At 67.3% G+C, this 22249-nt stretch carries 18 protein-coding genes; 12 read left to right on the top strand and 6 right to left on the bottom strand.

Annotated elements, in window-relative coordinates; all coding sequences use genetic code 11:
- Nucleotides 1-77 precede the first annotated feature (77 nt).
- On the top strand, nt 78-404 hold the full coding sequence (locus tag CR165_RS25095; protein ID WP_176559830.1) for a hypothetical protein: 327 nt from the start codon (nt 78-80) through the stop codon (nt 402-404).
- Nucleotides 405-444: 40 nt separating this feature from the next.
- On the opposite strand, the gene CR165_RS15290 is transcribed toward CR165_RS25095, so the two are convergent.
- Nucleotides 445-2121, bottom strand: coding sequence for a hypothetical protein (locus tag CR165_RS15290; protein ID WP_099095870.1), 1677 nt, complete (start codon nt 2119-2121; stop codon nt 445-447).
- 270 nt (nt 2122-2391) lie between these two features.
- Here CR165_RS15290 and CR165_RS15285 point away from each other — a divergent pair, with 270 nt between their 5' ends.
- The 8 genes from CR165_RS15285 (at nt 2392) to CR165_RS15245 (ending at nt 15712) form a co-directional block, all read left to right on the top strand.
- Nucleotides 2392-4368 (top strand): SIR2 family protein, encoded by a 1977-nt coding sequence (locus CR165_RS15285; protein ID WP_109517858.1) that lies wholly within the window; start codon nt 2392-2394, stop codon nt 4366-4368.
- Nucleotides 4352-6136, top strand: a complete 1785-nt coding sequence (locus CR165_RS15280) for a hypothetical protein (RefSeq protein ID WP_109517857.1) — start codon at nt 4352-4354, stop codon at nt 6134-6136. The genes CR165_RS15285 and CR165_RS15280 overlap by 17 nt, the downstream gene beginning before the upstream one ends.
- A gap of 698 nt (nt 6137-6834) precedes the next feature.
- Nucleotides 6835-7206, top strand: coding sequence for a DUF6634 family protein (locus tag CR165_RS15275; RefSeq protein WP_099097337.1), 372 nt, complete (start codon nt 6835-6837; stop codon nt 7204-7206).
- 4 nt (nt 7207-7210) lie between these two features.
- Entirely contained in the window at nt 7211-9427 is a 2217-nt protein-coding gene (locus CR165_RS26010) for an AAA family ATPase (RefSeq protein WP_146201917.1), read from the top strand.
- Nucleotides 9428-9800: 373 nt separating this feature from the next.
- Nucleotides 9801-10565: a hypothetical protein gene (locus CR165_RS15260; protein ID WP_109517855.1), complete on the top strand. Its 765-nt coding sequence runs from the start codon at nt 9801-9803 to the stop codon at nt 10563-10565.
- A complete protein-coding gene (locus tag CR165_RS15255) occupies nt 10562-12805 on the top strand; it encodes a hypothetical protein (RefSeq protein WP_146201916.1) in 2244 nt (747 codons plus the stop codon). Before CR165_RS15260 ends, CR165_RS15255 begins: the two co-directional genes overlap by 4 nt.
- A gap of 5 nt (nt 12806-12810) precedes the next feature.
- Nucleotides 12811-13842, top strand: a complete 1032-nt coding sequence (locus tag CR165_RS15250; RefSeq protein ID WP_181378191.1) for a TniB family NTP-binding protein — start codon at nt 12811-12813, stop codon at nt 13840-13842.
- A gap of 31 nt (nt 13843-13873) precedes the next feature.
- The gene (locus CR165_RS15245; protein WP_181378190.1) at nt 13874-15712 is read left to right on the top strand and encodes a TniQ family protein; all 1839 of its coding nucleotides are present in this window, start codon (nt 13874-13876) and stop codon (nt 15710-15712) included.
- Between the two features lie 467 nt (nt 15713-16179).
- Here the strand turns inward: CR165_RS15245 and CR165_RS15235 are convergent, their stop codons facing one another.
- Nucleotides 16180-16599 (bottom strand): hypothetical protein, encoded by a 420-nt coding sequence (locus CR165_RS15235; RefSeq protein ID WP_109517850.1) that lies wholly within the window; start codon nt 16597-16599, stop codon nt 16180-16182.
- A gap of 21 nt (nt 16600-16620) precedes the next feature.
- On the bottom strand, nt 16621-17031 hold the full coding sequence (locus CR165_RS15230; RefSeq protein WP_146201915.1) for a hypothetical protein: 411 nt from the start codon (nt 17029-17031) through the stop codon (nt 16621-16623).
- A gap of 268 nt (nt 17032-17299) precedes the next feature.
- On the opposite strand from CR165_RS15230, the gene CR165_RS15225 reads away from it, so the two are divergent.
- Together CR165_RS15225 and CR165_RS15220 are read left to right on the top strand one after the other, a co-directional pair.
- Nucleotides 17300-17752 carry a helix-turn-helix domain-containing protein gene (locus CR165_RS15225; RefSeq protein WP_181378189.1) on the top strand — a complete coding sequence of 151 codons (453 nt, stop codon included), beginning with the start codon at nt 17300-17302 and terminating at the stop codon, nt 17750-17752.
- A 21-nt stretch (nt 17753-17773) separates the two neighbouring features.
- The gene (locus CR165_RS15220) at nt 17774-18355 is read left to right on the top strand and encodes a PIN domain-containing protein (RefSeq protein ID WP_109517847.1); all 582 of its coding nucleotides are present in this window, start codon (nt 17774-17776) and stop codon (nt 18353-18355) included.
- An 18-nt stretch (nt 18356-18373) separates the two neighbouring features.
- Here the strand turns inward: CR165_RS15220 and CR165_RS15215 are convergent, their stop codons facing one another.
- The 3 genes from CR165_RS15215 to CR165_RS15210 all read right to left on the bottom strand — a co-directional run bounded on the left by CR165_RS15215 (nt 18374) and on the right by CR165_RS15210 (nt 20849).
- Entirely contained in the window at nt 18374-19309 is a 936-nt protein-coding gene (locus CR165_RS15215) for a hypothetical protein (protein WP_109517846.1), read from the bottom strand.
- A 505-nt stretch (nt 19310-19814) separates the two neighbouring features.
- The gene (locus CR165_RS24555) at nt 19815-20300 is read right to left on the bottom strand and encodes a hypothetical protein (RefSeq protein ID WP_141563267.1); all 486 of its coding nucleotides are present in this window, start codon (nt 20298-20300) and stop codon (nt 19815-19817) included.
- Nucleotides 20301-20411: 111 nt separating this feature from the next.
- Nucleotides 20412-20849 carry a hypothetical protein gene (locus tag CR165_RS15210; protein WP_099097328.1) on the bottom strand — a complete coding sequence of 146 codons (438 nt, stop codon included), beginning with the start codon at nt 20847-20849 and terminating at the stop codon, nt 20412-20414.
- Between the two features lie 213 nt (nt 20850-21062).
- On the opposite strand from CR165_RS15210, the gene CR165_RS15205 reads away from it, so the two are divergent.
- Nucleotides 21063-22085 (top strand): TniQ family protein, encoded by a 1023-nt coding sequence (locus CR165_RS15205; RefSeq protein WP_109517845.1) that lies wholly within the window; start codon nt 21063-21065, stop codon nt 22083-22085.
- Nucleotides 22086-22249: the final 164 nt, after the last annotated feature.

Genomic DNA, 22249 nt, shown 5'->3' with positions numbered 1-22249 from the left:
AGGCCATCGTTCAGCCCAACAGCCGACAAGCTGTCCTGCGACTTTGCCAGCCTCGGCATCCCACCGTGGAGGTTCAGATGCGTCGGATCGTAGTGGCGGCAGCAGCCGCAATGACAGCGAGTCTGCTCACGCTGGCGGCGCACAACGCGTCCGCGGCCCCTGCCGCCAGCATCCTGGCTGCCCCGCCAGCCGCTGCCCAGACCGTGCAGTACTGGGACCAGCGGCCGTACGACGGCAACTGGGAGCGGCGCCAGCAGTGGCGGGAGTGGCGCCGGGAGCGGGACGAGGCCCTCATCGCCGAGGCCGCGCGGCGCGAAGCCTGGCGCATCGAGCAGGAACGCGAGCAACGCCGGGCGTGGCGGCACCAGCAAGGTTATGGCCCGCGCTACGAACGCGGTTGGTGATTGGAGGCTAGGAAGCGGCACCTCTAGGGAAGCCGCCCCTTCACCCAGTTGAAGGGCCGAAAAGCGCTGCGCGTACCAGAGCCTCGGTGTCCTCATCGCGCACTGAGATGCGCACCGGCACGTCCCTCGTAAATGGCCGCTTCAGGTTCCGTGCATGCACCTCAACCCGGATCGAGCCGCCGTTTCCGGGGAGGCGGTCGAGCCGCGCCACCACGGCCTGCGTCCATACCCTCGGTTGGACGTGATGGCGGAGAAGCTCGCATTCGAGATCCCATCGCGCCTGCAGGCGTACAGGCGCTCCACCTCGCCAGTAGAAATCCTCCGGATCCCGCGGTTTGGGTTGGCGCGGGAACAAGGAATCCACGGGAACTCGCAACTCCTCCATTGGACTGCGGTAGCCCAAGCCGCTGAGCATCTCGCTACCGTGCAAGCCAGGCATTCCCGGCAGGGGCCCAAGACCGGCATCCCGCATGATCTTCTGCATGCGTTCGTGCTCCGCCAAAGCGGATCCGTATGCGCCGCCCGCCTCGGCAATGCGCATGGCCTCGAGAACTGACATCGTCCTGTTCGGCTTCACAGTGTCCGGGGTCGGCTGGGCCACCTCTCGGTAGATTTTACGCCAGCCGGGGGCTTTGGGCGGCGGCCGGAGCGACGTCGGAACAGGCTGCGCAACAGCATTTGCCTTCCCCGCCGCCTTCTTCTTGGGACCATCATCGAGATCCTTGAGAAGCAGTCCGGCTGTTGCCTCCAGGGATACCCGAACACCTTCTGCGGCAGCGACACCGACGTTCTCCAGGCAGAATTTGAATGATGCGTCGAACTCCGGCCGCTGCCGCTGCTTCGGCAGGTTGTCGATGAGGGCGCGTGCCTCTTCAAGCCAGGTGTCGTACGCGGTGTTGTAGGTGGCGAGCTGCTTCTCCGTCGGCCCAACCCAGTCGAACGGTCCCTCGAGTTCCGCGAGGTCGAAGGGCTGGCCTGCGGCAGGTGTGAACGGATCCTTTTCGTCCGCCTCGGTTGGCCTGGGGAACTCGACCACCCGCGGGTGTCGAGCCTGGAGTTCCGCCAGCAGAGCCTCTACCCGTTCCTCGGCCAGGACCGGGTATCGCACCACATCAAGCGGAACGACCCTAGCTGGGGCATCTTGCAGGCGCACCTCGACCGCGATGGCTGGACCATCGCCCTCCATCTCCTCCAGGCGCCTTTCCAGCTCCTTGATCCGCTTGTCGCGCGTGTCCGGCTCGTCGGGCAGTTGCCAGCCCGGTCGCGTGGTACGCACCACCGGCAGACCGTGGCCCGCCGCCTTTTCGAGAGGCCCGCTGTCGGCGGTGAGGACGGTGCAGTCCTCGCCGATCACGTCGCGGAAGTGCAAGACATCGGCGACGAAGGCATCATCCCCAAGGATGAAGGGAGCCTCCAGGTCAGGCGGCACTGCCCAAGCCCCAGGGCGCGGTGGCGCCATCTCAAGGGTCACCCTTGGATCGGCGGCCCGCAGCTCCACCGGCTGCTTCGTCTCCACCACCTCGGCGATGACAGCCGCGTACTTGCGCGCCCTCTTCTGCGGGCGCCCCTGTAGCTCGAACTTCTTCTTGTCAAGTTCCCGAGCGGTGTTGCGGCAGATCACCAGTCTGATGTGGTCGTCCCCAGTGATCTGCGCCCACGGGATAGCTGCCGGATCTTGGTGGTGCAGGAAGAAGTTGGTGTCGGGGAAGACGATCATGGGCGAGCTCCGGCGGCAGCGTCCGGCGACTGGAAGCCGCAACTGCGCTGCCATGGAATCTGCCTCGTTTCTCGGCTGCGATCCAGCCGGTGTTTCACGTTTCAGAAGGCTCGTCACCGGGATCAGCAAGGCGCCACGCCCGCCACGACGCACGTCGTGATGGTGGGGGCTCCCGGGTTTGAATCCTTGTTGTATTGTTGACGGAGCACGCCGCCGGGCGCCGCTGCCCGCCGGTGGGCAGGCCCGCGCGCGGCGGGACCGGATGTAACCATGCGCTTCGTGGCCGACGGCCCTGACATCCCCGACGCCGTCCGGCGCGCCCTGGAGGACGAGGAACTGGTCCTGTTCTGCGGAGCAGGTGTGTCCATGTCCACCGGGCCCGGCGTCGCCGGAATGCCTTCCTTCAGCCAACTGGTGAACAGCGTCACGGGGGCGCTGCGGCAGGTCCTAAATGACCAGGAGCAGGCTGCCCTCACGGGGTACCAGTACGATCGCGCCCTACACCTGCTGGAGCAGCGCCTGGGCCGAAACCGGGTGCGGCAGGCGGTTGTCGACGTGCTGACGGTCACGGCGCCGTTCGAACGCCACAAGGCGGTGCTCGAGTTGGCCCGGCTGCGGGACGGCGGCTTCCGCATGGTGACCACCAACTTCGACCCGCAGTTCGACCATGCTGCCAAGGCCCTGGGCTACGAGGTCACCAACGACGTCGCGCCCATGCTGCCCGTGCCGAAGCAGCACCGTTGGCGCAGCGTCGCCTACCTTCACGGCAAGATCGCACCCGGCGCCACGGGCGAGCACACGTCGGTGCAGTCACTGGTCTACAGCACCGGCGACTTCGGGCTGGCATACCTCACCGAGCGCTGGGCCAGTCGGTTCGTCACCGACCTGTTCACCAAGTACCCGGTGCTGTTCGTGGGATACAGCGTCGACGACCCGGTGATGCGCTACCTGATGGACGCCTTCGCCGCCGAGCGTCAGCTTGCTGGGTCATCAGCCAAACCGTCGCCACGAGCCTGGGCATTCGCGCCCTACCAGGATCCGACGGCCATGGCCCAGGAGGAGGAGGCGTGGCGCGCGAAGGGCGTCGAGCCCATCCCGTACGCGGCGCCCAATCACGACCACTCGCTGCTCTACGACACCCTCGCCGAGTGGGGGCAGCGGAAGAAGTTCGGGCTCACGGCACGCATCCGTGCGGCCGAGCGGGCCTCCGACATCATCCCGGTCCCCCCCTACTCCGTCGATCACGAGGTGGAGGCGGTGCGCTGGGCGCTGGAGGAACCGGCTGCCGTTCTCAGCTTCGCCAAGGCCGAGGTGCCTGCCCCGATCCAATGGCTGCCGGTGCTCGAGGAGTGGCAACTCCTCGGCGTGCGCGCAAGCCTCCCCGCGACGGGTGCGTCGGTGTCCCAGACCGCCCAGGACGTGGCGGCACGCTGGGTCTCGCCAACCCACTTCCAGCTGATGGTCTGGCTGACGCGGCACCTGGACAAGCCGGAGCTGCTCGACTGGGTGCTGAAAGGTGGCAGCCCTCACCCCGCCCTGCAGACGGCGATCTTGGACCGCTTGGATGAACCCGCCGCCGCGCCGGGTGCCGTCGCGAAGCCGAACGAGAAACCTCATCTCGACACCGGGTTGGAGGCGGCCTGGCGCCTGGTCGCGCATCCTATGGCCCGCGCGCCCATGGCGGACCTCGCGGACGTTCATGCGTGCTGGACGCGCCTCAAGGGCGGGGCGGACGACCATGTCACCCGGCAGGACTTCACGCGGATGATGGCCCCTATCCCACGGATCAAGCGCACCCATCCGTTTTTCGAGCCGAGTGTGTCGCCTCCTGGAGGAACCGCCTCCTTCCGTCTGCCAACGGCTGGAGACCACGTCGCCATCGACATCGAGCTGGCCTGCGGCGACATGCTCGAATCCCTGCTCGAGGCAGTCCGGGGCCGGACGGCCTTTCTCGCGGCGGTGGCGGATGACCTGACCAGCCAGCTGAAGCGCGCGCTCGACCTGTTTGCCCTGGTGGGGCAGGCGGGCGAAACCAGCGATCCGCTCCCTGTCATGTACCGCCCGGTCCGACCCGGCCCCGAGGCCCGTGGTTACGAGGACTGGACGCGGTTGATCGACGTGACGCGGGATTCGATGGAGGCGTTGAGGGAAACGAACGCCCAGGCGGCGGATGCCCTTCTGCTCCGCTGGCGGGCGCTCCCTTACGTCCTGTTTCAGAGGATGGCTCTCGATGCCTACGCAGTCTGAAGCGCGCTTGGCGGCAGGTCTCGACTACCTGCTGTCCGGCGACATCCTGTGGTCAAGGCGTCACGAACCGGAAAGCATGCGCCTCCTGGGGCGGCTCTGGCGGGAACTGCCCGAGGAAAGCGCCGCCCGGCTGGCCGGGAGGGCTGTCGCCGGTCCACCAGATGTCGAGGATGCCGACCGGCGGGCGTGGCAGCTCGCCTCGAGGCTGGCCGAGATGCGCGACGCGGGCGACAGACCGCTGCCGCCCGAAGCATCCGCTCTCCTTGCGGCCTACGAGGCGGCGCACGGCCCCGTGGAAGCGCCGTCGTCGGTGAGGCTCGGGTTCGAGTTCGAACGCCTGGGCGTGCCTGATCGCGCGGGCGTGTCGGAGAGGGAGATGCGCGCGCTGAAGCTGGAGGAGCTCGTCTCGCTCCTGCAAGAGCCCGCCGTCCGCCAGCACCGCGCCTTCGACGACACGCGAGAATCCCTGATGGCGCTCTGGGGCGAGGTGGTTCCGTCACGGCCAAAGGCGGCTGCGAGGGTGCTCGAGCAGCTCGCGGCCCGGGGGATTTGGCCGGGTGACACCTGGCAGGCCACGCTGGTTGCCTTCAGCGGGATGAAGCGGGGTTGTGCCAAGGCCGCCCTGTTCCGCCGAATGGCTCCCCTCCTGCTCCAGGCGCCGGACTCGTTCCTCCAGAACCGGGAAGTCGCCTGGGCCATCGGGTACTGGCTTCCGGGAGCCACGCGAGTAACCGCAGCGGATCCGGCCGACCTTTTCTGGCAGCTCTGGGACCGGCTGGCTCCGATCTTCTTCGCGCTACCTGTCTCTCTCGGCCCGGATACCAGCCCCCTGGACGCCGCGATCAACGAGCCGCCGGGGCGCCTGACCGAGGCGCTCCTGCACCGCTTCTTTGCCTACCAACCGAAAGTGGGCCAGGGCATTCCGGCGGAGGCGGAACTACGCCTGCGTCAGGTGACGTCCGGCGGCGGGGACGGCTTTCTGCTTGGACGCGTGATCCTGGCGCGCCACCTGACCGCCCTGTTCATGACACAGCAGGACTGGGCGCAGCAGCACTTGGTCCCGAAGTTCAGCTGGACGGTACCCCGCGAGGCCGCGGCCCTGTGGAAGGGCTTCATCGCCGGGGGTTCCATTCACCCCAAGGTCTTGTCGGCGCTCAAGGACGATCTCCTGGATACGCTGCGCCATCACGACAGCGAGGTGCACCGCTCGAAGGAGCAGCTCTGGTCGCTTTTGGTGATGGCGTGCATCGAGGTTCCCGGTCTCATCGAGGCAAAGGAAGCCCAATCCCTGCTCCGGTCGGCAGATCCGGAGGCACGCCGCCACGCCGCGTTCCAGTTGTACCGCATGATGCCGGATGACGCGGCGAAGGCGGCGGCTTTCTGGGAAGCCCGACTTGGCCCCTGGATCGACGAAGCCTGGCCCAAGGATGTCGGCCTGCGCGACGCGGGCAGTTCCGAAAACCTCGCACTGGCGGCAGCCGCTAGCGGGGAGGCTTTCCCGCTGGCCGTGGACCTGATCGCGGGCACGGTGGTCCGGTGCAACCAGCACTTCCGCCTTGTCCACAACTTGGCCGAGAACGACCTCCCCGAGCGGTTCCCAAATGACGTTCTGAAGCTACTCGACGCGATTACAGATGGCTTGGGGAACTCCTGGGATGGGCTGGGGCTACGCCGCCTGCTGAGACGCGTCTTGGACGCCAATCCGGATCTGAGCACGGATCCCCGGTACACTCAGCTGGACGCGAACCTGCGCCGACAGGGTGGTTGAGGCGGCACCCTGCGGCGACGCCATGAGAAGGCCATGTGGCAGCCCATGTGCAACCTTGCTGCCCACAGGCGCGGGGCGCCACCGGATCGGAGTTTTGCCGCACCGCGGTTTTCGCTGGATGAGCCGCTGTTCACGATCCGCGGAGCGACATGCCGCATCCGAATGACGATGGGCGCCCAGGTACATGCCTTTTGGGGCCGTTTTGAGAGTCTGCGCCCCGGCCGGTGGTCGGCGCACGGTCTCTGGAATGGCGTACTCGGCGCCCACTGCTAGGCATCTGATCCTACGAGATTTCGGGCATGGCCGTCGGTCGCCAGCGACACCGAACGCGTCGTGTCGGCCCGCGACGCCATGAATGTTGCAAGGAAAACCACAAGGATTCAGGGCGATAGATCGGCTTGCGGGAGGGATTGTCACCCGGTCTCAAGGCAGCTGGTGATGCCTCCTTTGCTGGCAAATCACACCGACGCATGCCTATTGCGCCGGGCGAGATGTTCCGCTTCTGTTCTGGGCATGACGACCGCCCTTCCCTTCCCTGAGGCGACTGAACCGGGTCCCCCTGGCCCGGCGGGGTACGTCGGCGGGCGCGAAAACGGGCACTGGGTCGTCATCCCCGCGCCCGCATAGGGCGCCCGGCGGCCCCTCCCGCGGGCCGCCATCAACACACCGACAACCACCCATCAGAGACAGGAGGCACCATGCTCATCATCGGTGAACGAGGAACCGTGCGCGGCGACGTCGAGGCGGAAGCCAGCAGGCTGGAGGCACTGGCGGCGGACCTGCGGCGGCTCGCGGCGGCCGGGATGCCGTCGGCGGCGGAGCTGTCGGAGGCGCCGCTGCTGGAGGGATGGGCCGTGACCTCGCGCCCGGTCATGTGCCTTGTCGGCGCCGTCACCGGCCATCCGCTGCTGGACGGCCCCTACTGCCGGACCTCAGACCTTTGGGCCTTCGCGCCGACCGTGGGCTGGGCGCGAACGTTGAACCGCCTCTATCGCCTCGGCGCCCCGCGCGCGCCCATGCCGGTCGTGCCGCCGCCCGCCGACCGGACCTGCTCCCTGGGCCTGCGGTGACACCATGCCAAACCCCATCCCCAGCATCTCCGCATCCGCCCCCTCACCTGCCCTGCCGCCCGGCAGCATGGGTGGCGCCGCCGCCCTGACCGGCGACGCGCTGGACCTCGCTATCGAAGGGCTGGCCGAAGCCGTCGAGGAGGAGATCGGCCACGAGCCGTTCCACCTCGGTCCCGTTCCGCCGCAGGCGCGGAAGCCAACGCCCCCGCCCGTCCACCAGCCATCGCGCGTGCGCCTGGAAGACCCTGCCGAGGCCGCAGCCCACGCCATGCTCCGGCGCCTGCTCGAGGCCGATCCGACCCTGCACGGCAGGGCGCGGGAGCCGGGCGCGGTCCTCGTGGTCGAGGTGCCGGACGCCGAGTGGGTCGTCCCCGTCGCCGAGACCTGGCGCATGCTGATCCAGGGCACGGACGAGGTACCGTTCGACGGCGACGACGCCCAGGACCGGCCATACCGGCGGATCAGCAAGATTGAGCCGAGCTGGGCCGAGTTCCGCCGCGACGGCTCCGACCGCTGGCACCGCCCCGAGGACGGCAACGGCGCCGTCCGCACCATGGTCGCCAGCGGGCGCCCGGTCTACGGCTTCAGCCCGGCGCCCGCCCGCTGCCTGCCATCCGATCTGCTGCGGGCCGCCACGGCGACGGTGACCGTCGGCCCGCTGGATCCGGCCGCGCTGGCCGAGGCGGCGACCATGTTGACGGGCGCCGCGCCGGTCACCGCGTCCGTACCGCCGGAGGTGGCGCGGCTGGTCACCGTCGGTGACCTGTGGCTGGCCCGGCTGCCCCACCAGGATGCCGACGACTACCTCCGGCGGCTGGCGGAGCTGGCGTCGCAGCGGCTCTCCGTCCGCCCGCTGACGCTCGACGGCCTGCACGGGATGGACGAGGCCGCGCGGTGGGGCAAGGACGTCGCGCGGGATCTCACCGACTACGCCCGCGGCGCGTTGCCGTGGCGCGACGTGGACCGCGGCGCCGTGCTGGTCGGTCCCACCGGCACCGGCAAGACGACCTTCGCCAGGGCGCTGGCGGCGCAATGCGGGGTGCCGCTGGTGACCGGCTCGCTGGGCCAGTGGCAGGGCGCCAAGGACGGCCACCTCGGCACGACCCTCGGCGCCATGCGCGGGACCTTCGAGGCGGCGCGCAAGGCGGCGCCTTGCATCCTGCTCGTGGACGAGATCGACAGCTTCGGCAACCGCACCACCTTCCGCCACCACGACCGCGACTACTCGGTCCAGGTGGTCAACGCCTTCCTCGAGGAACTGGACGGCGCCGCCGGGCGCGAGGGCGTGGTCGTGCTGGGCTGCTGCAACGACGCCAGCCGCATCGACCCGGCCATCCTGCGGCCGGGCCGCCTGGAGCGCCTGATTGGGGTGCCGCTGCCGGACCAGGCGGCACTGGCCGCCATCCTGCGCCACCACCTCGGCGGCGACCTGCCCGGCGCCGACCTGTCGCGTCTCGCGCTGCTGGGCCTCGGGTCCACCGGCGCCGAGGCCGAGCGCTGGGTGCGCGGCATGCGACGGCGGGCGCGGCACGACCGGCGCGAGCCGACCCTGGCCGACCTGGAGGCGGAGCTGCGCGGCAAGGGGTCGCGCCCGGCTCCGGAGGTGCTGCGCCGCGTGGCCATCCACGAGGCCGGGCACGCGGTGGTGGCGGCGCTTGGGCGGCCCGGTGCCCTGATCTCGGCCACCGTGCTGGCGCAGGGCGACCGCGCGGGCCGGGTGCTATGGACGGAGCCTGCGGATGGCCAGGCCACGGTCACCCGTGCGGCCCTGTCAACATTGCTGCGCGAGGCGCTGGCGGGCCGGGCGGCCGAGGAGGAGCTGCTCGGCGAGGCATCGGGCGGGAGCGGCGGCGGCGCCGAGAGCGACCTCGCCACGGCGACGCGCCTCGCGACGGCGGCGGTGACCGCGCTCGGCCTCGACAAGGGCGGTGGCGCCCTGGTCTGGCGCGGCTTGCCGGAGGCGGCCGGTGTCCCCGCGCTGCTGGCGGCGCGGCCCGACGTCGCGCGCCGGGTCGGCGAGATGCTGGACGCGGCCTACGCCGAGACGCGGTCGGTGGTCCGGCACCACGGCCTGGCCATCTGCCGTCTGGCGGACATGCTGGTCGCCAAGGAGACGGTGCCGGGCGCCGAGATCGAGGCCCTGGTCGCGGCGTCCGGGGCGGCCGCGAAGGATTGCCGACCGCCAGGCGCCGGTCGCCGCCCCCGGAGGGTGCGGCCATGACCGGCCCCGACCCGGACGCCTCGCCAGAGCCGTCCATGAAAATGGCAAGGGGGCGCGAAACCAATCCAGGCGCCAGCCGTCTCTGCAGCCATGATCTCCACGAAGCGAATAGCCACGGACTGAGGATTTGCGGCACGGCGCCCACGTCGCTGTGCCCGCCTGCAGCTTTCCTGGCCTCACCGCTGAGGACATCATGCACCACCACAAATCCTTTGCGCCGACGACGGCGCGGCGCACGCCGCCGCGTGGCGCGCGCGGCTTCCTTCCAGGCTTCCGGGCCAAGTTCCGGCTCCCCACCCTGATACGTCGTTCTCGCGCCGTCTGACGCCGCCCACCGGCGGCATCCCGAACGCTCAAACGATTGGAAGCCACGATGCGCAGATTCGCATTGGGGGCAGTGCCGACGCGCGGCAACTGGAACCCCAAATTCCCGTCCAAGCCCCCCAAGGGGAAGGCCAAAGGCAAGATTGTCAGCAAGGAAGCCGGGGGCGAGGAACCCAAGGAAGAAGAGCAGGACCAACCGAAGGCTCGGACACAGGTCCCGACTTACTACCCGCCAGCCAAGGGCAAGCGGCGTTACGAGCACCTGCGGAGTTATCACCATCGCGACGCCGCGTTCCTCTTGGACGCCCGGCACGAGGTGCTGGGCTGGACCTCCACAGCCGAGGCCATCGAAGTCCACTGGGAATGCAAGGACTTCAAATTCGTCCCCGACTTCATCGTGCATGAGGAGACGCGCTCCTACGCGCTGACAATCCTGCACCCGCTGGCCAAGCCGGACGCGCGCCGCAAGAAGCGCCTCGCCGCCATGCGCGCGGCCTGCGAGCGCCAGGGTCTTGGCTTCGTTCACCTGAACCGCGACGAGGTCACCGAGGACGTCGCGCTGCCCGGTGCCAAGGACCTGTTCTATTACCGCTACTGGCAGTGGCCGGACTCCCTGCCCTTCTCGGTGTCGACCGTGGCCGAGCGTCACGCCCCTGCCACCCTTGGGGAGTTGCACCGGCTGCTGGATGGCCTCGCCACCTGGCATCAACTGCTGTCCATGGTCGCGAACGGGTTCGTGGTTGCCGACATCTCGGCCGGGCTCGGACCGGACACCCCCGTGTTGGCCTGGCGGACTAAGGGGTGGCGCACATGAGCAACCGATACCTGCCCCGACTGGGCCAGATCGTCCGTTGGGACGGCCACCCGTGGATGGTGGAGCGCCTCGACAACGACGGCCTCGACCTGCGCAACCGGATGACCGGCGAGGTCCTGACCTGGGGCCTCGCCTCCTGGATCCTGCACTGGCAGAACGGCAGCCTGCGCCAGCCAACCGTCCCGGAGCCGCTGGACCGGCGGCGCCTCGTCCGCGGCACCTACATCCGCCGCCAGGGCAGCGTCTGGCGCGTGAAGCTGTTCAAGAGCGGCCTGATCCACCTGGAGAATGTCAAGACCGACGAGACCGCCGTCGTCAACAACATCGCCTGGCAGGAGGAGTGCTGGCGCGGCGAGAGCTGGGTCGTCGATTCACCTGACGCGGACCTGCCGGAGCGCATCCGGGAAGTGCTCCGCGTCCCGCTCGACGGCTTGCCGAGCTCGATGAAAGCCAAGGTGCAGTGGAGCGCCGTTTTCGTGGAGGCGTACCGTGACCCGGAGCGCTTCTACCGCGAGAGGATGCCGGACCTCCCCGTCGCCGAGCGCATCGACCTCAGCGGCCGCGTCTCCAAGGCGACCCTCCTCGCCTTCCTGAAACAGGTCGCGAAGGCGACCGGGCAGAAAGCCCCGGGCGTCAGCACGTTCTACGGCTGGCTCAACACGTTGAAGCAGGCAGGCGGGGACATCCGCGCCCTCGCGCCCCGCTTCGACAGGCAGGGACCGCGGGGGCGCAAGATGCCCGCTATGGTCGAGCAGTGGCTGATCGAGACCATCACACTAGTCTGGCTCACGCGGCAGGAAAACCGCAAGTCGAAGGTCTGGAGCGCGCTCAACGACCGGGTGACGAACTGGAACACGGCGAACCCGGACAACCAGCTCTGGTGTCCGAGCGAAAGCCAGGTGGCCCGCTATATCCGCGAGGAAGTTGACCAGCACGTCGCCGTCCGCCGTCGCAAGGGCAAGAAGGAGTTCGACAAGGTCCGCACCATCGGCAACGGTGTGGTCACGACGTTCCCGCTGGAGCGTGTCGAGGTCGATCACTTCCGCCTGCGGCGGATCAGGGTGCTGGACGACCGGAGCGGCCTGGACATGGGCGGCGCCTGGGTCTCCATCGCCTACGACCACTTCACCCGCATGCCGCTCGCGCTGATCGTCCATTTCGCGGGCGAGACCCTCGGCATCGGGTTCAGCGTCCTGCGGATGACGATGACGCCCAAGGGCTTCCTCAAGAAGCTCGTACCGAACCTCGACTACGAGTTCCCGACCGGCGTTCCGATGTCGTTCTTCTTCGACCAGGCCGCGGCGACGAATAATGACCACGTGCGCAACGCGTCCCTGGTCCTGGACATGATCATGGACTACGCCGAGGGCGAGAACCCGCAGCTCAAGGCGTGCATCGAGCGCTTCATCCGGAACTTCCGCGAACAGGCGGAGCGGCCGCTTGCGGGACCCAACCCGCCCAGCCACCGCGAGGATAACGACCCCGAGAAGCCGGATGCCATCATCCGGTACTCCGACCTCGTGCGTCGCCTCTGGACCTGGGTCGCCATGGTCTACGCCAAGTCGTGGCACACTGGGATCGACGACGTGCCCCTTCGCCGCTGGCAGGAGCACACGGACAGGCACCCGCCCCGGGCACTCCGCAGCGAGCACGACCTGACTGTGCTGCTCACCCACCGGCACATGTGCCTGCCGCTGCGCGGAAGGGTCACCACCCAAGGTCTCACGTGGCACGGCGAGGCCATCCGGCAGATCGTCGCCAACCCGAACTACCGCAAAGGCACGAAAATCCAGGTCCTCTTCGACGAGCACGATGTGTCGCAAGCCTGGGTCGTCAACCCATTCACGGGTGCGATCGCAAAGGTCGAACCCTTCAATCGTCGCCTGATGGTCGGTCTCACCCTTCACCAGCACGACATCACTCTCAAATTCAATAGGCGCCTGGAGCGGACCTACGACACCGACGAATTGCGGGCCCTCAAGGCCGCCCTGCTCGAGGACGCCACGCGGCTGCTGGCCAGCGGCAAATCGCTGTCCAAGCTCAAGCGGAATGCCCTGGTCCGCTTCCTGATGATGAACAGCAACCAGCCGTCCGGCGACGACACCGGCGACGTGCAGCCGCAACCGGACGCCAGCGAGCCGCAGGCGGCGCCCGAGAAGTCGGAGAACACAAGCGACGAGGGCCGCGCGGCACGTCCGCGGCGGCAGGCGAAGCGCATGCGCGGCGACGAAGGGCAATGAGCACCATGGACCAGAACGAAATCGACCGTCTCGTCAGGCTCTCGGGCAGGTTCCGCGAGCTCTACCTGCCGACTGACAAGTCGGACGAAATCCAGCGAGATATTCGTCGCCTCCACCACCGCGACCATGGGTCGTCTGGCGAGGCTGGCATCCTTCTCCTTGTCGGGGGGTCAGGCAGCGGCAAGTCAAAGCTCGTCCTGGACTACACCAGCCAGTTCCCCGACCAACCCCGAGCCATCGCTGGCCCGGATGGCGCATTCGCTGACCGCAAAGACGTGTTGTACTTCAAAGCGCCGAACGGAAGCGAGAAGGACGTCGCCGAGGTCTGGTTCGCCGCGCTGACCGGCCAGAGCATCGATCACGTCGTAGGTCGGGGCCGGAAGCGCCTCGTCATCCAGGAGGACATTGTCGCAGTAGGACGCGAAGTGGGGAACAGGCTCGTCGTCGCTGACGAGTTCAGCCAGTGCCTCGAAGGCAAGGACACCGCTGCCATCAAGCGCATCGCGAGTCTCTGCCGGTACATCGTGAACGCCAAGGGCGGACCGTCCCTCATCATCGCCGGTACGGCATCCGTCCTACTGCTCAGGGAGGCCGACGCGGAATTCCGAAGGCGGGCGAGCATCCGGCACGAACTCCTGCCGCTGGACTGGGACATCGCCGAAAGCCGCGAATTCCTGCAGGACGTGTTGATGGAATGGGATGAGTTCCTCCGGGACAACGTCTTCGGCGTGCTGTCCGGCCTCGCAGGAGCCAAGATGGCCTATCCGCTGTGCCGTGCCGCATCGGGATATCTCGGCGACATGGCGACCCTCATCGAGACCGCCGCTGCGGAGGCCGTCTACGACGTCGCGGCCGGGAAGGCGGACAGGCTGACCTACGCCCACCTGGTGAAAGCATACGGCAAGTCGGCAGTGTGGACGGCGGAGCGCCCCGCCTTCCCCGAGGCAGTCGGGCCTACCATCGACACGGGACCCGAAAAGACCCGCCTGCGCGGCCGTACCCGCCGCAGCGACCGCCACCATAACTTCCGGCCCTGAGCACATGGGCATACAGCCACTCTCGCTCGGCATGGGCATCGTGCCGGGCGAGAGCATCCCTGGTTTCATGATGCGCTTCGCGGGCCGCGCCCGCTTCCCCGGCGCCGACCGCCTCGCCATCCATGTCGGCCTGCGCCAGCCTGGCTCCGCCACCTCTGGGGATGACATACGCGGCCTCGCGACCCTGTCCGGCGCCGATCCCGCCGCTCTCGAAGCCGCCACCTACCGCCCCACAGGTCGCCTCGCCCACCACCGTTTCCTTGGCGGTGAGCTCCACCGCGAGTTCATCGACATCTCACGGCGGCGCGCCTGCCCAGCCTGTCTCGTCGCGGCGCCCATCCAGCGTGCCGCCTGGGACTGCGCCCTGGTGACCGCCTGCTCCCACCACGCCCTGCGCTTCGTGGACAGGTGCCACAGACCTCGCTGTCGGGGGCTGGGGTGGAATGTGGCCGACGTCACCCGCTGCGCCTGCGGAACCGACCTTCGGGCGCTCGCCGGAATGCCGGTCCCCTCCGACGAGGCAGAGGCGAGCGCCCGCGTGCTGGCGCTGGCCACGGGCGAGACGATCCCGTGGTTGCCCCCTGCCCTGTCGGCCGTCGGACCGGCCGACCTCGTGCGCCTGGTCATGGTCACCGGCATGTTCCTGACCGCTTGGCACAAGGAAAGACGCATCGAGACCCTCGTCGCGTCCGGGCCGGACGCCGTGGCCCGCGTCGTCGGCGCTGGCCTTGCCGCGGTCGAGGCATGGCCTGTTCCCCTTCACGGATTCCTTGCGGCGACGCGGGCCGTGGAGGCCGCCCGTGCCGGACGCTTCGGCGCCACCAAAACCATGGGCGCCTACTACGGCTGGCTGTCGATGCTGGAGGCCGGGCCGTTCCGCGACGCCCTGGCCGAGGCGACCCGCCAATTCCTTGCCGCCGACCCAGTGCTGGGCCGCCGGATGCACCGCTCGCTGCTGCTGGGCGTCCAGGGTGACGGCGTCGCCTTGAAGGAGGTCGCGCGCATGGTGGGCAGATCCTTGCCCACGACCAAGCGGCTCGCGGAGGCTGGCCTGCTGCCGACGCCTGACGGCACGGGGCGCGGCCTACCAGCGGTGATCGGCCGCGCGAAGGTGGAAGGATTGGCGGCCGAACTGCGCGACGCGCTGACGCTGGACGAAGCCTCAGCCGCCCTAGGGGTGTCCAGGGCACGGGTGCGGCGGCTGGCGGAGGCAGGCGTTCTCGAGGCGGTGCACCGGGCAGCGGCCGATGGCTGGGGCCGCTGGGCGTTCCGGCGCGCCAGCATCGAAGGGCTGCCGGGGCGCATGGCGGCGGGCGCCCCGATCGACACCGGCCTCGAGCGAGGGCTCGTGGGCTTCGAGGTGGCGGCCGAGACGATGCGGCGGCGCGGCGTCGGGCTGGCGGACTTCGTAGGCATGGTGCTCTCGGGCAACCTGCCGGTGGCGGCCCTGGACCATGCCGCGGTCGGCCTCAAGCGCCTGCGGTTCGACCGGGCGGCCGTGCGTCGGGCGGCGGCCCCTCTCGAGCGGGGTCCGTTCAGCGCCTACGCCACCGCTGCGTTGCTCGGCCTCAAGCGCGAGGTGGTGGCCCACCTGATCCGGCGTGGCCTGCTCCGGACCGAGGGCGGCGCCGTCACGGCCACCGAGCTCGACCGCTTCCGGACGGCGTACGTGTCCGGCGCGGAGCTGGCGCGCGAGCGCGGCACGTCGCCGCGGAAGCTGGCGGCAGACCTGCGGGCTGTGGGGGTGCTGCCGGTGACGGGGCCGGGGGTGGACGGCGGGCGGCAAGCGTTTTTCAGGAAAGGACTCGTGGAGGATGGGTCCGGAACCGGATTAAAGCAGCCTGTTGTCGCACCGGACACCGAGGATTAAGAAAGCGCGCTCGACTTGGGGAAGAACATGGCCTCTCGGCAGCTACCGTGGTGGCTCGACTATGACAATGTACCTCCCGAGGATGCCTCGGCACAGGTAATCTGGATCTCGGGTCGATGGCGATACATCCCGTTTGCCTTTGGCCGCCCTCTGGCACGTAAGTGCGGCACCCTTGACGAGGCGCACGAAGCGGTATTCCAGTTCGAGACCGACATCCACGCGAAGGTGGATGAGATTGCGGACCTCCGTGCGGGCGGCCAGGACTCCTAAGCGGATGAAAAGCAGGCCACGCTTGAAATCTATCAGTCCGAGAACCTCGCGGTCGAAGTTGCTATCGATCCAACGGACGTGCCTTACGATGTGGAAATCTACTCGCTGGGAGCCGGTGCACCCAACGAACCGTGCATCATTGTCGATGTTAGCAAGCCTGAAGAAGGCCGCATTCTCTTTCGAGATGCGGCCGCCAACTATTCATCGGCCTTTGAACAAATTGCACGCGGTTCCCCCCGCATGCATTCCAGGTGAGGGCTGTACCGTGACTGCAATCCTCTCCAACGCATTTCCTGTTCATACCTCACGATTTCCGGGGCGGTGCGGTCGAGCAGGCTGAAACGACCATGGACGACCTCGTGCGTCAGGAGCTTTTGTAGTTTCATCGAGGCCAGCCGGACGCGGTCCATGATACTGTTATCCGGACTAGCCTCGAGCACAGTGGCCCAATCCCTCAGGTACCGAACGGCAAGGTCAGAGTCGCCGACCTCAAGCGCGCGTTCAATCAAGCCCAGTTTGCCCGCATCTCCCAAGGACTGCCGAACCCGACGGACGGCCAAGTCGAGGGGCCCGCGGTGGGTTTCCGCGCGCACGGTGACTATCTCGATGTCATGCATTGCGTCTCTCCCTCAACACGATCATCCGCCAGAAGCGTGGGAAAAGGAGCCCAGGAGGGACGAACGCATTTCCTCAGGCGAGACTTCAGACATTAACTCGCTCAGCGCTTCCGACTGGCGCTCGTCATCTGGGCGGAGCGCGATGCCCCCCGTCTCTGGGCGCTGTTTCCCAATACTGTCCCAAAATTTGCGCCACGACCTTGCGGTCCTGCCGTCGACCTCGGCAATCCAAGCGGTGCATCCGGGGGCACCAAGCGGAACTTCGTAGCCATCGCTCACCCGCTTGGGATGCTCGAGACGCAGCGAGGCATCCAGCAAGAGCATGTTGCGGGCGGCCGCCATGACATCATCCATGTCCGCAGGGAGTTGAACCGCCTCGCAGCACTCTTCGAGCGGCAACGCTTCGGTCGAGGAAACCTCGATCAGCAGCACCCTCGGCATGTCCATACCCTTTCGCCTGCGGGGCTTCAGGTTACGGCGTGTCGTGGCAATGGAGAGGTCGCGTGGACGGCGGGCGGCAGGCGTTCTTCAGGAGGAGGGCTGTGTACGATGCCTGAGTGGGTGCGTCTCAGGACACCTGTTCCAAGGTCCAGTCCGCCTTGGTCCCGCCTAGCGCCTCAGGCGTTCGGTCATTCATTTACTGCAAACCTTGCAATTAATGCAGATAACCTCCAGATTGGAGCCGAAATTGGAGGTAGCCATGGCGACCCAGGTTGAGATGCAGGCCAGTGCGGAGGAACTTGACCGCGTCAGGCGGGAGGTGAGGGCGCTGCGGTCGACCGTGGCGCGAGCGCGGGGGAACGCGAAGGTGGAGGTGAATTCCGGCACCCTGCGCGTCCTGCTCAAGGTCTTAGAGGGCATGACCTTCAAGGGTCCGGCGGGAGCCGGTGCAGTGGCGTCCAGGCTCCCGAAGGCGGAGCAGCAGGCACCCCTCCCCGATGAAATCAGCCCGCAGGAGGCTGCCGCTATCCTGCAGATGTCCCGCCCCTCCGTCATGAGGCTGATTGAGAAGGGATTGCTGCATCCGCGCAAGGTTCACAGCCGGAACAAGCTATCCCGCACCGAGGTGCTGGCTTACCAACGGGCCCACACTAAAACTCAGAGGGAAGCACTCGACAGCATCGCTCAACTGACGGATGAGTACGACTTCTGAACGAGGGTAGTCCGAAGCTAGATGGAAGTCGCCGTCTTAGATGCCTGCATCCTGTTCCAAGGCAAGCTGACCGATCTCCTGCTCTGCCTCGCCGAGGCAAAAGCTTTCGAGCCGGTTTGGTCCGACGAAATTCATCTCGAATGGAAGAGGAACTTGGCCCTGAGCATGAGCATCCCGGTGGACAAGATTGATTATCGGCACGCGGAGATGGAGAGGGCCTTTCCGGCCGCCAATGTACCAGGCGACGCTTCTCTGACGGCCACCATCCAGGCGATGTGCAAAACCGCCGCGCAGCGCAAGGATGCCCACGTCGTCGCCAGCGCGGTCAACGCAGAAGCGGGCAGCATCGTGACCCACAACATCAAAGACTTTCATGGAACCGTGCTCGCGCACTACCGCCTGGCGAAGCACAGGCCGGATCCATTCTGCGCCGGTCTACTCGCCAGTCAGCAGGCGGAGGCCCTCGCGGGCCTCCGGGCACACCGTGCCAGCCTCAAGAGGACACCCATGAATGCCACGGAGTATGTCAATTATCTTGCGGGGCCCAAGTTCGGGATGGCGAAACTCTCCACGGCACTCCGGGATCACCTCGGTTCCATCTGAGACAAGGCGCCTGGTGCACTACTGACTGGCTATGACGCCCAGCAACATCCCTGACGTCTCCATCAAATAGGTCTCCGTCGCCGCCAGGAGCTCCAGGTGCTCGCCCCCGGCCTCTGCACGCGACAGGCCCGGCTGCACGATGAAGACGGCGAACTCCCGCTCGGCGCTGCGGATCATGCTCTCTAGCTTTCGCAGGGCGACCAAGTTGCCCCGCTCGAACCGGCTCGGGGCCGCCCACGCCAGGCGCTTGCCCTCGCGTGACAGAAGGTGGCGGAACAGTGCCTCGGCGTCGTCCCGCCAGCGGACGCACTTCTGCGCCTGGCCGCAGACCACGTAGAGGTCGTCCAGCCTCGCGCCCGGCTTCGCCCCTTCGGAGTACTTGCAGTGGTAGAGGTGCACGACGATGCAGTCGGGCGTGGCCCTGATGGCGACCACGTCGGCGGCCTCGCCCGCGTCGTCGTCATCGAAGACGATGTCGAACGCCTCGTTCCCCGTCTGCGCGAGCAGGTGCCGGATCACCTTGTGCTGCACCGCGTCGGGGCGCTTCTGCGCCTTCTGCGACTCCTTGCGGATGGCGGTGCCCGTCCAATCCCAGGCGGCGATGCGCTCGCGGGGGTACGGGATGCGCCCCGTCATGCCTTGCGGGAAGAACAGCTCATTATCGAGCAGCACGGCGCCGTTCGCGAAATGGACCCAGGGGGGATTGTCTGCCAGCCAGTCGCCGAGCGGCGTACGCCTGCCGCCGATGTTGATGTAGGCCGGTGGGCCGCCTGCGGGGAAGTAGCGGACGCCGTTTGCCCCGAACCGGAATTCGAAATCGGCGGATCTGGAGTCGTCGCCCCCTGCCGGAGGCGTGCTTGAGGCGACACAACCCGGCCCGATATGCGCCGCAACGATTGCAGCGTAGCTCCCGAAGCCCTTCAGCCCCGTCCCCGGCTTCCCACCCTCGGACATGGGAGCGGTAGGGCCGATTAGTAGCCATTTAGGTCCATGGCGCGGGTGAAAGGGCTCCCCTTACTGCCTCTCTCCCTTATCATGGGAGGCGAATGGATGCAGCTGGAGGCACGAAGATGGCACCGCGACAGAGATGGGCGTCCGACGCAGCTCGCCTTCTCAATGCCTACGAGGGCGCTGTGCAGAGCGGTAGCTTCTGGCTCATCGCCGAAGGTCTGGCAGATCCGAGCCGCGCGGAGATTCTGAAAAGAATCCGGGCGCCAAAGGCGAAGGAGCGGCTTGAGAACATCATCGCCGCGTTGGAAGCGGCAAAGGCTTCTGGGCAGCTCCTGCCGAAGGATCAGCCAACACCGCATCCGTTCTGGACCATGGACAATCTTCGCGGCGCCCTGAGTTGGTACGAGACGCCCGAAGGCCTCAGGCAGTTGGCGCACAGTGCGCTCGCCCGTGACACTCAGAGGCGACTGATGGCCTTCACGGAGCGGCTGCGATCAGATGGTGGCGATCATCGACCGAAGGGACGGTGCTCCGGCTCGGATGATGTCTCGGATAATTGCCGCTCGATGGCCGCATCGACTTCCTTGTCCGTGGCGTAGTATCCAATCCGCTGCGGAGCGCCCCCAGGAATGTACAGGAACAATACAAAGGCCGAGGGAACAGGAGGCTCAAGGCGATAAACGAGGAATGGCCACCGCGAGCTGTTGAGCAAGGTCTGCTTCTGAACGCTGCTCAGTTTTGCGTTACGGGTGTCATCGCCAGTGCCCTGCGATTTCATCGCCTGCAGATCTTTAAGAATAGCTTCCCTGACCTGGCGCCGAAGTTTCGAACGCTCCATTGCATTGAGGTGACCGGAGGCAGCACCGGATCCAGATCCGGATCCGCTTTCGGCCTCTCCGCCAGAACCACCGTTGCCAGACTTGCCCGTCGCCGAACCGTCCTCATCCGCCGCTTGCTTTGTGCCACGCGCTCGCGGATCTTCGTTACTCGCCAACTCAGTTCCCCTTCGATGGAGAGGCGAAGCATTATCAAGGGAAGGCATACCTGTCGACGTGACCAGGCTGCGACTGCTTAGGCTGACTTCCGCTTGCGGCCCTCGTGATCGTCAATGAAACCAGGGCAGAACCAGACGGCGGCGTCCCAGCTCAAACCCTGCAGGATCCGCCCACGACACCCTCGCGGCTTCCGCCGCCGCTCCCGGTGCCTGCCACTCGGAGGCACCCTTGCTAACCTTGGTCCAAACTGCGCCGAGCTCCGCGGACTGCGCCGCCGGGTCGGCAGGCAGGCGCCCGGGCCTGCAGACCAGAGCTTGCTCGAATCCTTCGTCACCCCTGGGCTTCCGGTCCAGCAGCAGGGTGGACCCGCCCCCCTCGATGTCGAGGGTGAAGCCGTCTGGCGCACCCCGGGCGTTCAGGCGGCGGGCAGCAACCGTGGCGGTCCGGGCCAGGTGCAGCAGCTGGCGGATGGGGTTCCCGGCGACCTGCTCGTCCAGGGCGTACTGGTGGGGCAACGTCAGCCTGTCGCCAATCTTCAGCTCAGCCATCGATGACCCCGCGCGCGACCGCGCCCGGGATGGGCCGCCAGCAGCCGAAATGACGCCAAAACCTATCCTTGTTTCCTAATCGGAATTGCGTCGCCTAAGGCTTGCGTCGGGCTACGTTGGGCGACGTCGAGCGTGTGGCGGTAGGATTAGGGGACTGTTCGCCCTCGCCTGCCGATCGACTGTAGGCGTGCTGTCCTTGTAGTGTGCGGCGCCATGCCGCTACCGCCACAGCCGCGCCTCCCGCCAGGCTACCTGTCGCCAGAGGGTGCGCCACGTCCACACAGCCTTGGCCTGACACCGTCCGCGGACGAAAGCCTCCAAAGCTACATCTTCCGTCTCGCCAATCGGCGGCGGACAGAGACGCCGAAAGCCCTGGGTGAGCGATTGGGCTTCAAGGGACTCGCGTCACGTGCGTCTCTCAACTCTGTCGAGAGGCTTGCCTTGGAGGCGTCGGTTCCCTTTAAATCCTTGCTGCCGCTCTGGCGCGGCGACCCGCACTCCCCCTTTGTCCTGTTCTGGAACCACGAGCTTCCCGGCAGCGCTTTGGACTTCGGGTTGCAAGAGGGGCGCAAGGTGTGCCCCGAGTGTCTGGCTGAACGCGGACGGCACCTAGCCGTCTGGGACCTGTCCTTTATCTCAGCATGCCCGGTCCACCGCAAAGCCCTCGTGGACAAGTGTCATGCGTGCGAGAACCCGATCAAGTGGAAAGGCAACGGTTTAGCATGGTGTGGCTGCCGAAAGGGCGGCGACCTGACGAAAGCCCCGGCGGCGCCGGTCACGCCTGAGCAGGCGAACGCCACGGCCTGCGTCCAGGGATTGTTGGGCGATCCTCAGTTCACCGAGGAGGGGACCGGCGTCCTGGCCCTGCCGCCGTTCCGTAACATGGCGCACGCCCAAGTTATCGAGTTCCTGGTCCGCCTTGGGCTCGACGCGGCCGCGACGCGCCCGCGGCGGTATTTCTTCGGCTTCGAGAACATGGGCGACGTCGAGGTGCCGCCGCATGAGGCGCTGGCCCGCTCTTTGGCAGCGGTCCGGAACTGGCCCGCGGGATTTCACGCCGAACTCGACAACATGCGGAGGCTCCATCTCACGGACGTCACCACGGCGACGCAAAAGGTGACCAAGGGCATCGTGCGCTGGGCGACGCCGCTGCCCAACGGTGGCGGGTGGGCGATCAAGCAGGCAGTGAAGGACTACAGGCGCGCGGCGCGAGAGTTGGACGCGCGGAGCCCTTGAGCCTTAGCTTGGATAAGGCACTCAGACACCGAGACTCAGGTTGCTCGCGGCACGCCATCGCGGCCTCCGGCGAGGCGGGGTAACTCCCGTATCTAGCCGCATAGTGGATGCTTCGGCTTCAGCTGCTCGCGTTCCTACCTCGTCCGGCACCACAACTTGCCGCG

The sequence above is a fragment of the Teichococcus aestuarii genome, assembly GCF_003116135.1.
GTDB lineage: Bacteria > Pseudomonadota > Alphaproteobacteria > Acetobacterales > Acetobacteraceae > Pseudoroseomonas > Pseudoroseomonas aestuarii.
The sequence above is the reverse complement of the archived record's forward strand: the minus strand, read 5'-3'. Positions and strand labels throughout refer to the sequence as shown.

Coding starts and splice junctions, on each gene's coding strand:
- CR165_RS15290 (WP_099095870.1), bottom strand. CDS start 2,121: ATGATCGTCTTCCCCGACACCAACTTCTTCCTGCACCACCAAGATCCG.
- CR165_RS15235 (WP_109517850.1), bottom strand. CDS start 16,599: ATGCATGACATCGAGATAGTCACCGTGCGCGCGGAAACCCACCGCGGG.
- CR165_RS25095 (WP_176559830.1), top strand. CDS start 78: ATGCGTCGGATCGTAGTGGCGGCAGCAGCCGCAATGACAGCGAGTCTG.
- CR165_RS26010 (WP_146201917.1), top strand. CDS start 7,211: ATGCCAAACCCCATCCCCAGCATCTCCGCATCCGCCCCCTCACCTGCC.
- CR165_RS15250 (WP_181378191.1), top strand. CDS start 12,811: ATGGACCAGAACGAAATCGACCGTCTCGTCAGGCTCTCGGGCAGGTTC.
- CR165_RS15225 (WP_181378189.1), top strand. CDS start 17,300: ATGGCGACCCAGGTTGAGATGCAGGCCAGTGCGGAGGAACTTGACCGC.
- CR165_RS15220 (WP_109517847.1), top strand. CDS start 17,774: ATGGAAGTCGCCGTCTTAGATGCCTGCATCCTGTTCCAAGGCAAGCTG.
- CR165_RS15215 (WP_109517846.1), bottom strand. CDS start 19,309: ATGTCCGAGGGTGGGAAGCCGGGGACGGGGCTGAAGGGCTTCGGGAGC.
- CR165_RS15205 (WP_109517845.1), top strand. CDS start 21,063: ATGCCGCTACCGCCACAGCCGCGCCTCCCGCCAGGCTACCTGTCGCCA.
- CR165_RS15260 (WP_109517855.1), top strand. CDS start 9,801: ATGCGCAGATTCGCATTGGGGGCAGTGCCGACGCGCGGCAACTGGAAC.
- CR165_RS15210 (WP_099097328.1), bottom strand. CDS start 20,849: ATGGCTGAGCTGAAGATTGGCGACAGGCTGACGTTGCCCCACCAGTAC.
- CR165_RS15245 (WP_181378190.1), top strand. CDS start 13,874: ATGGGCATCGTGCCGGGCGAGAGCATCCCTGGTTTCATGATGCGCTTC.
- CR165_RS15285 (WP_109517858.1), top strand. CDS start 2,392: ATGCGCTTCGTGGCCGACGGCCCTGACATCCCCGACGCCGTCCGGCGC.
- CR165_RS15280 (WP_109517857.1), top strand. CDS start 4,352: ATGCCTACGCAGTCTGAAGCGCGCTTGGCGGCAGGTCTCGACTACCTG.
- CR165_RS15255 (WP_146201916.1), top strand. CDS start 10,562: ATGAGCAACCGATACCTGCCCCGACTGGGCCAGATCGTCCGTTGGGAC.
- CR165_RS15275 (WP_099097337.1), top strand. CDS start 6,835: ATGCTCATCATCGGTGAACGAGGAACCGTGCGCGGCGACGTCGAGGCG.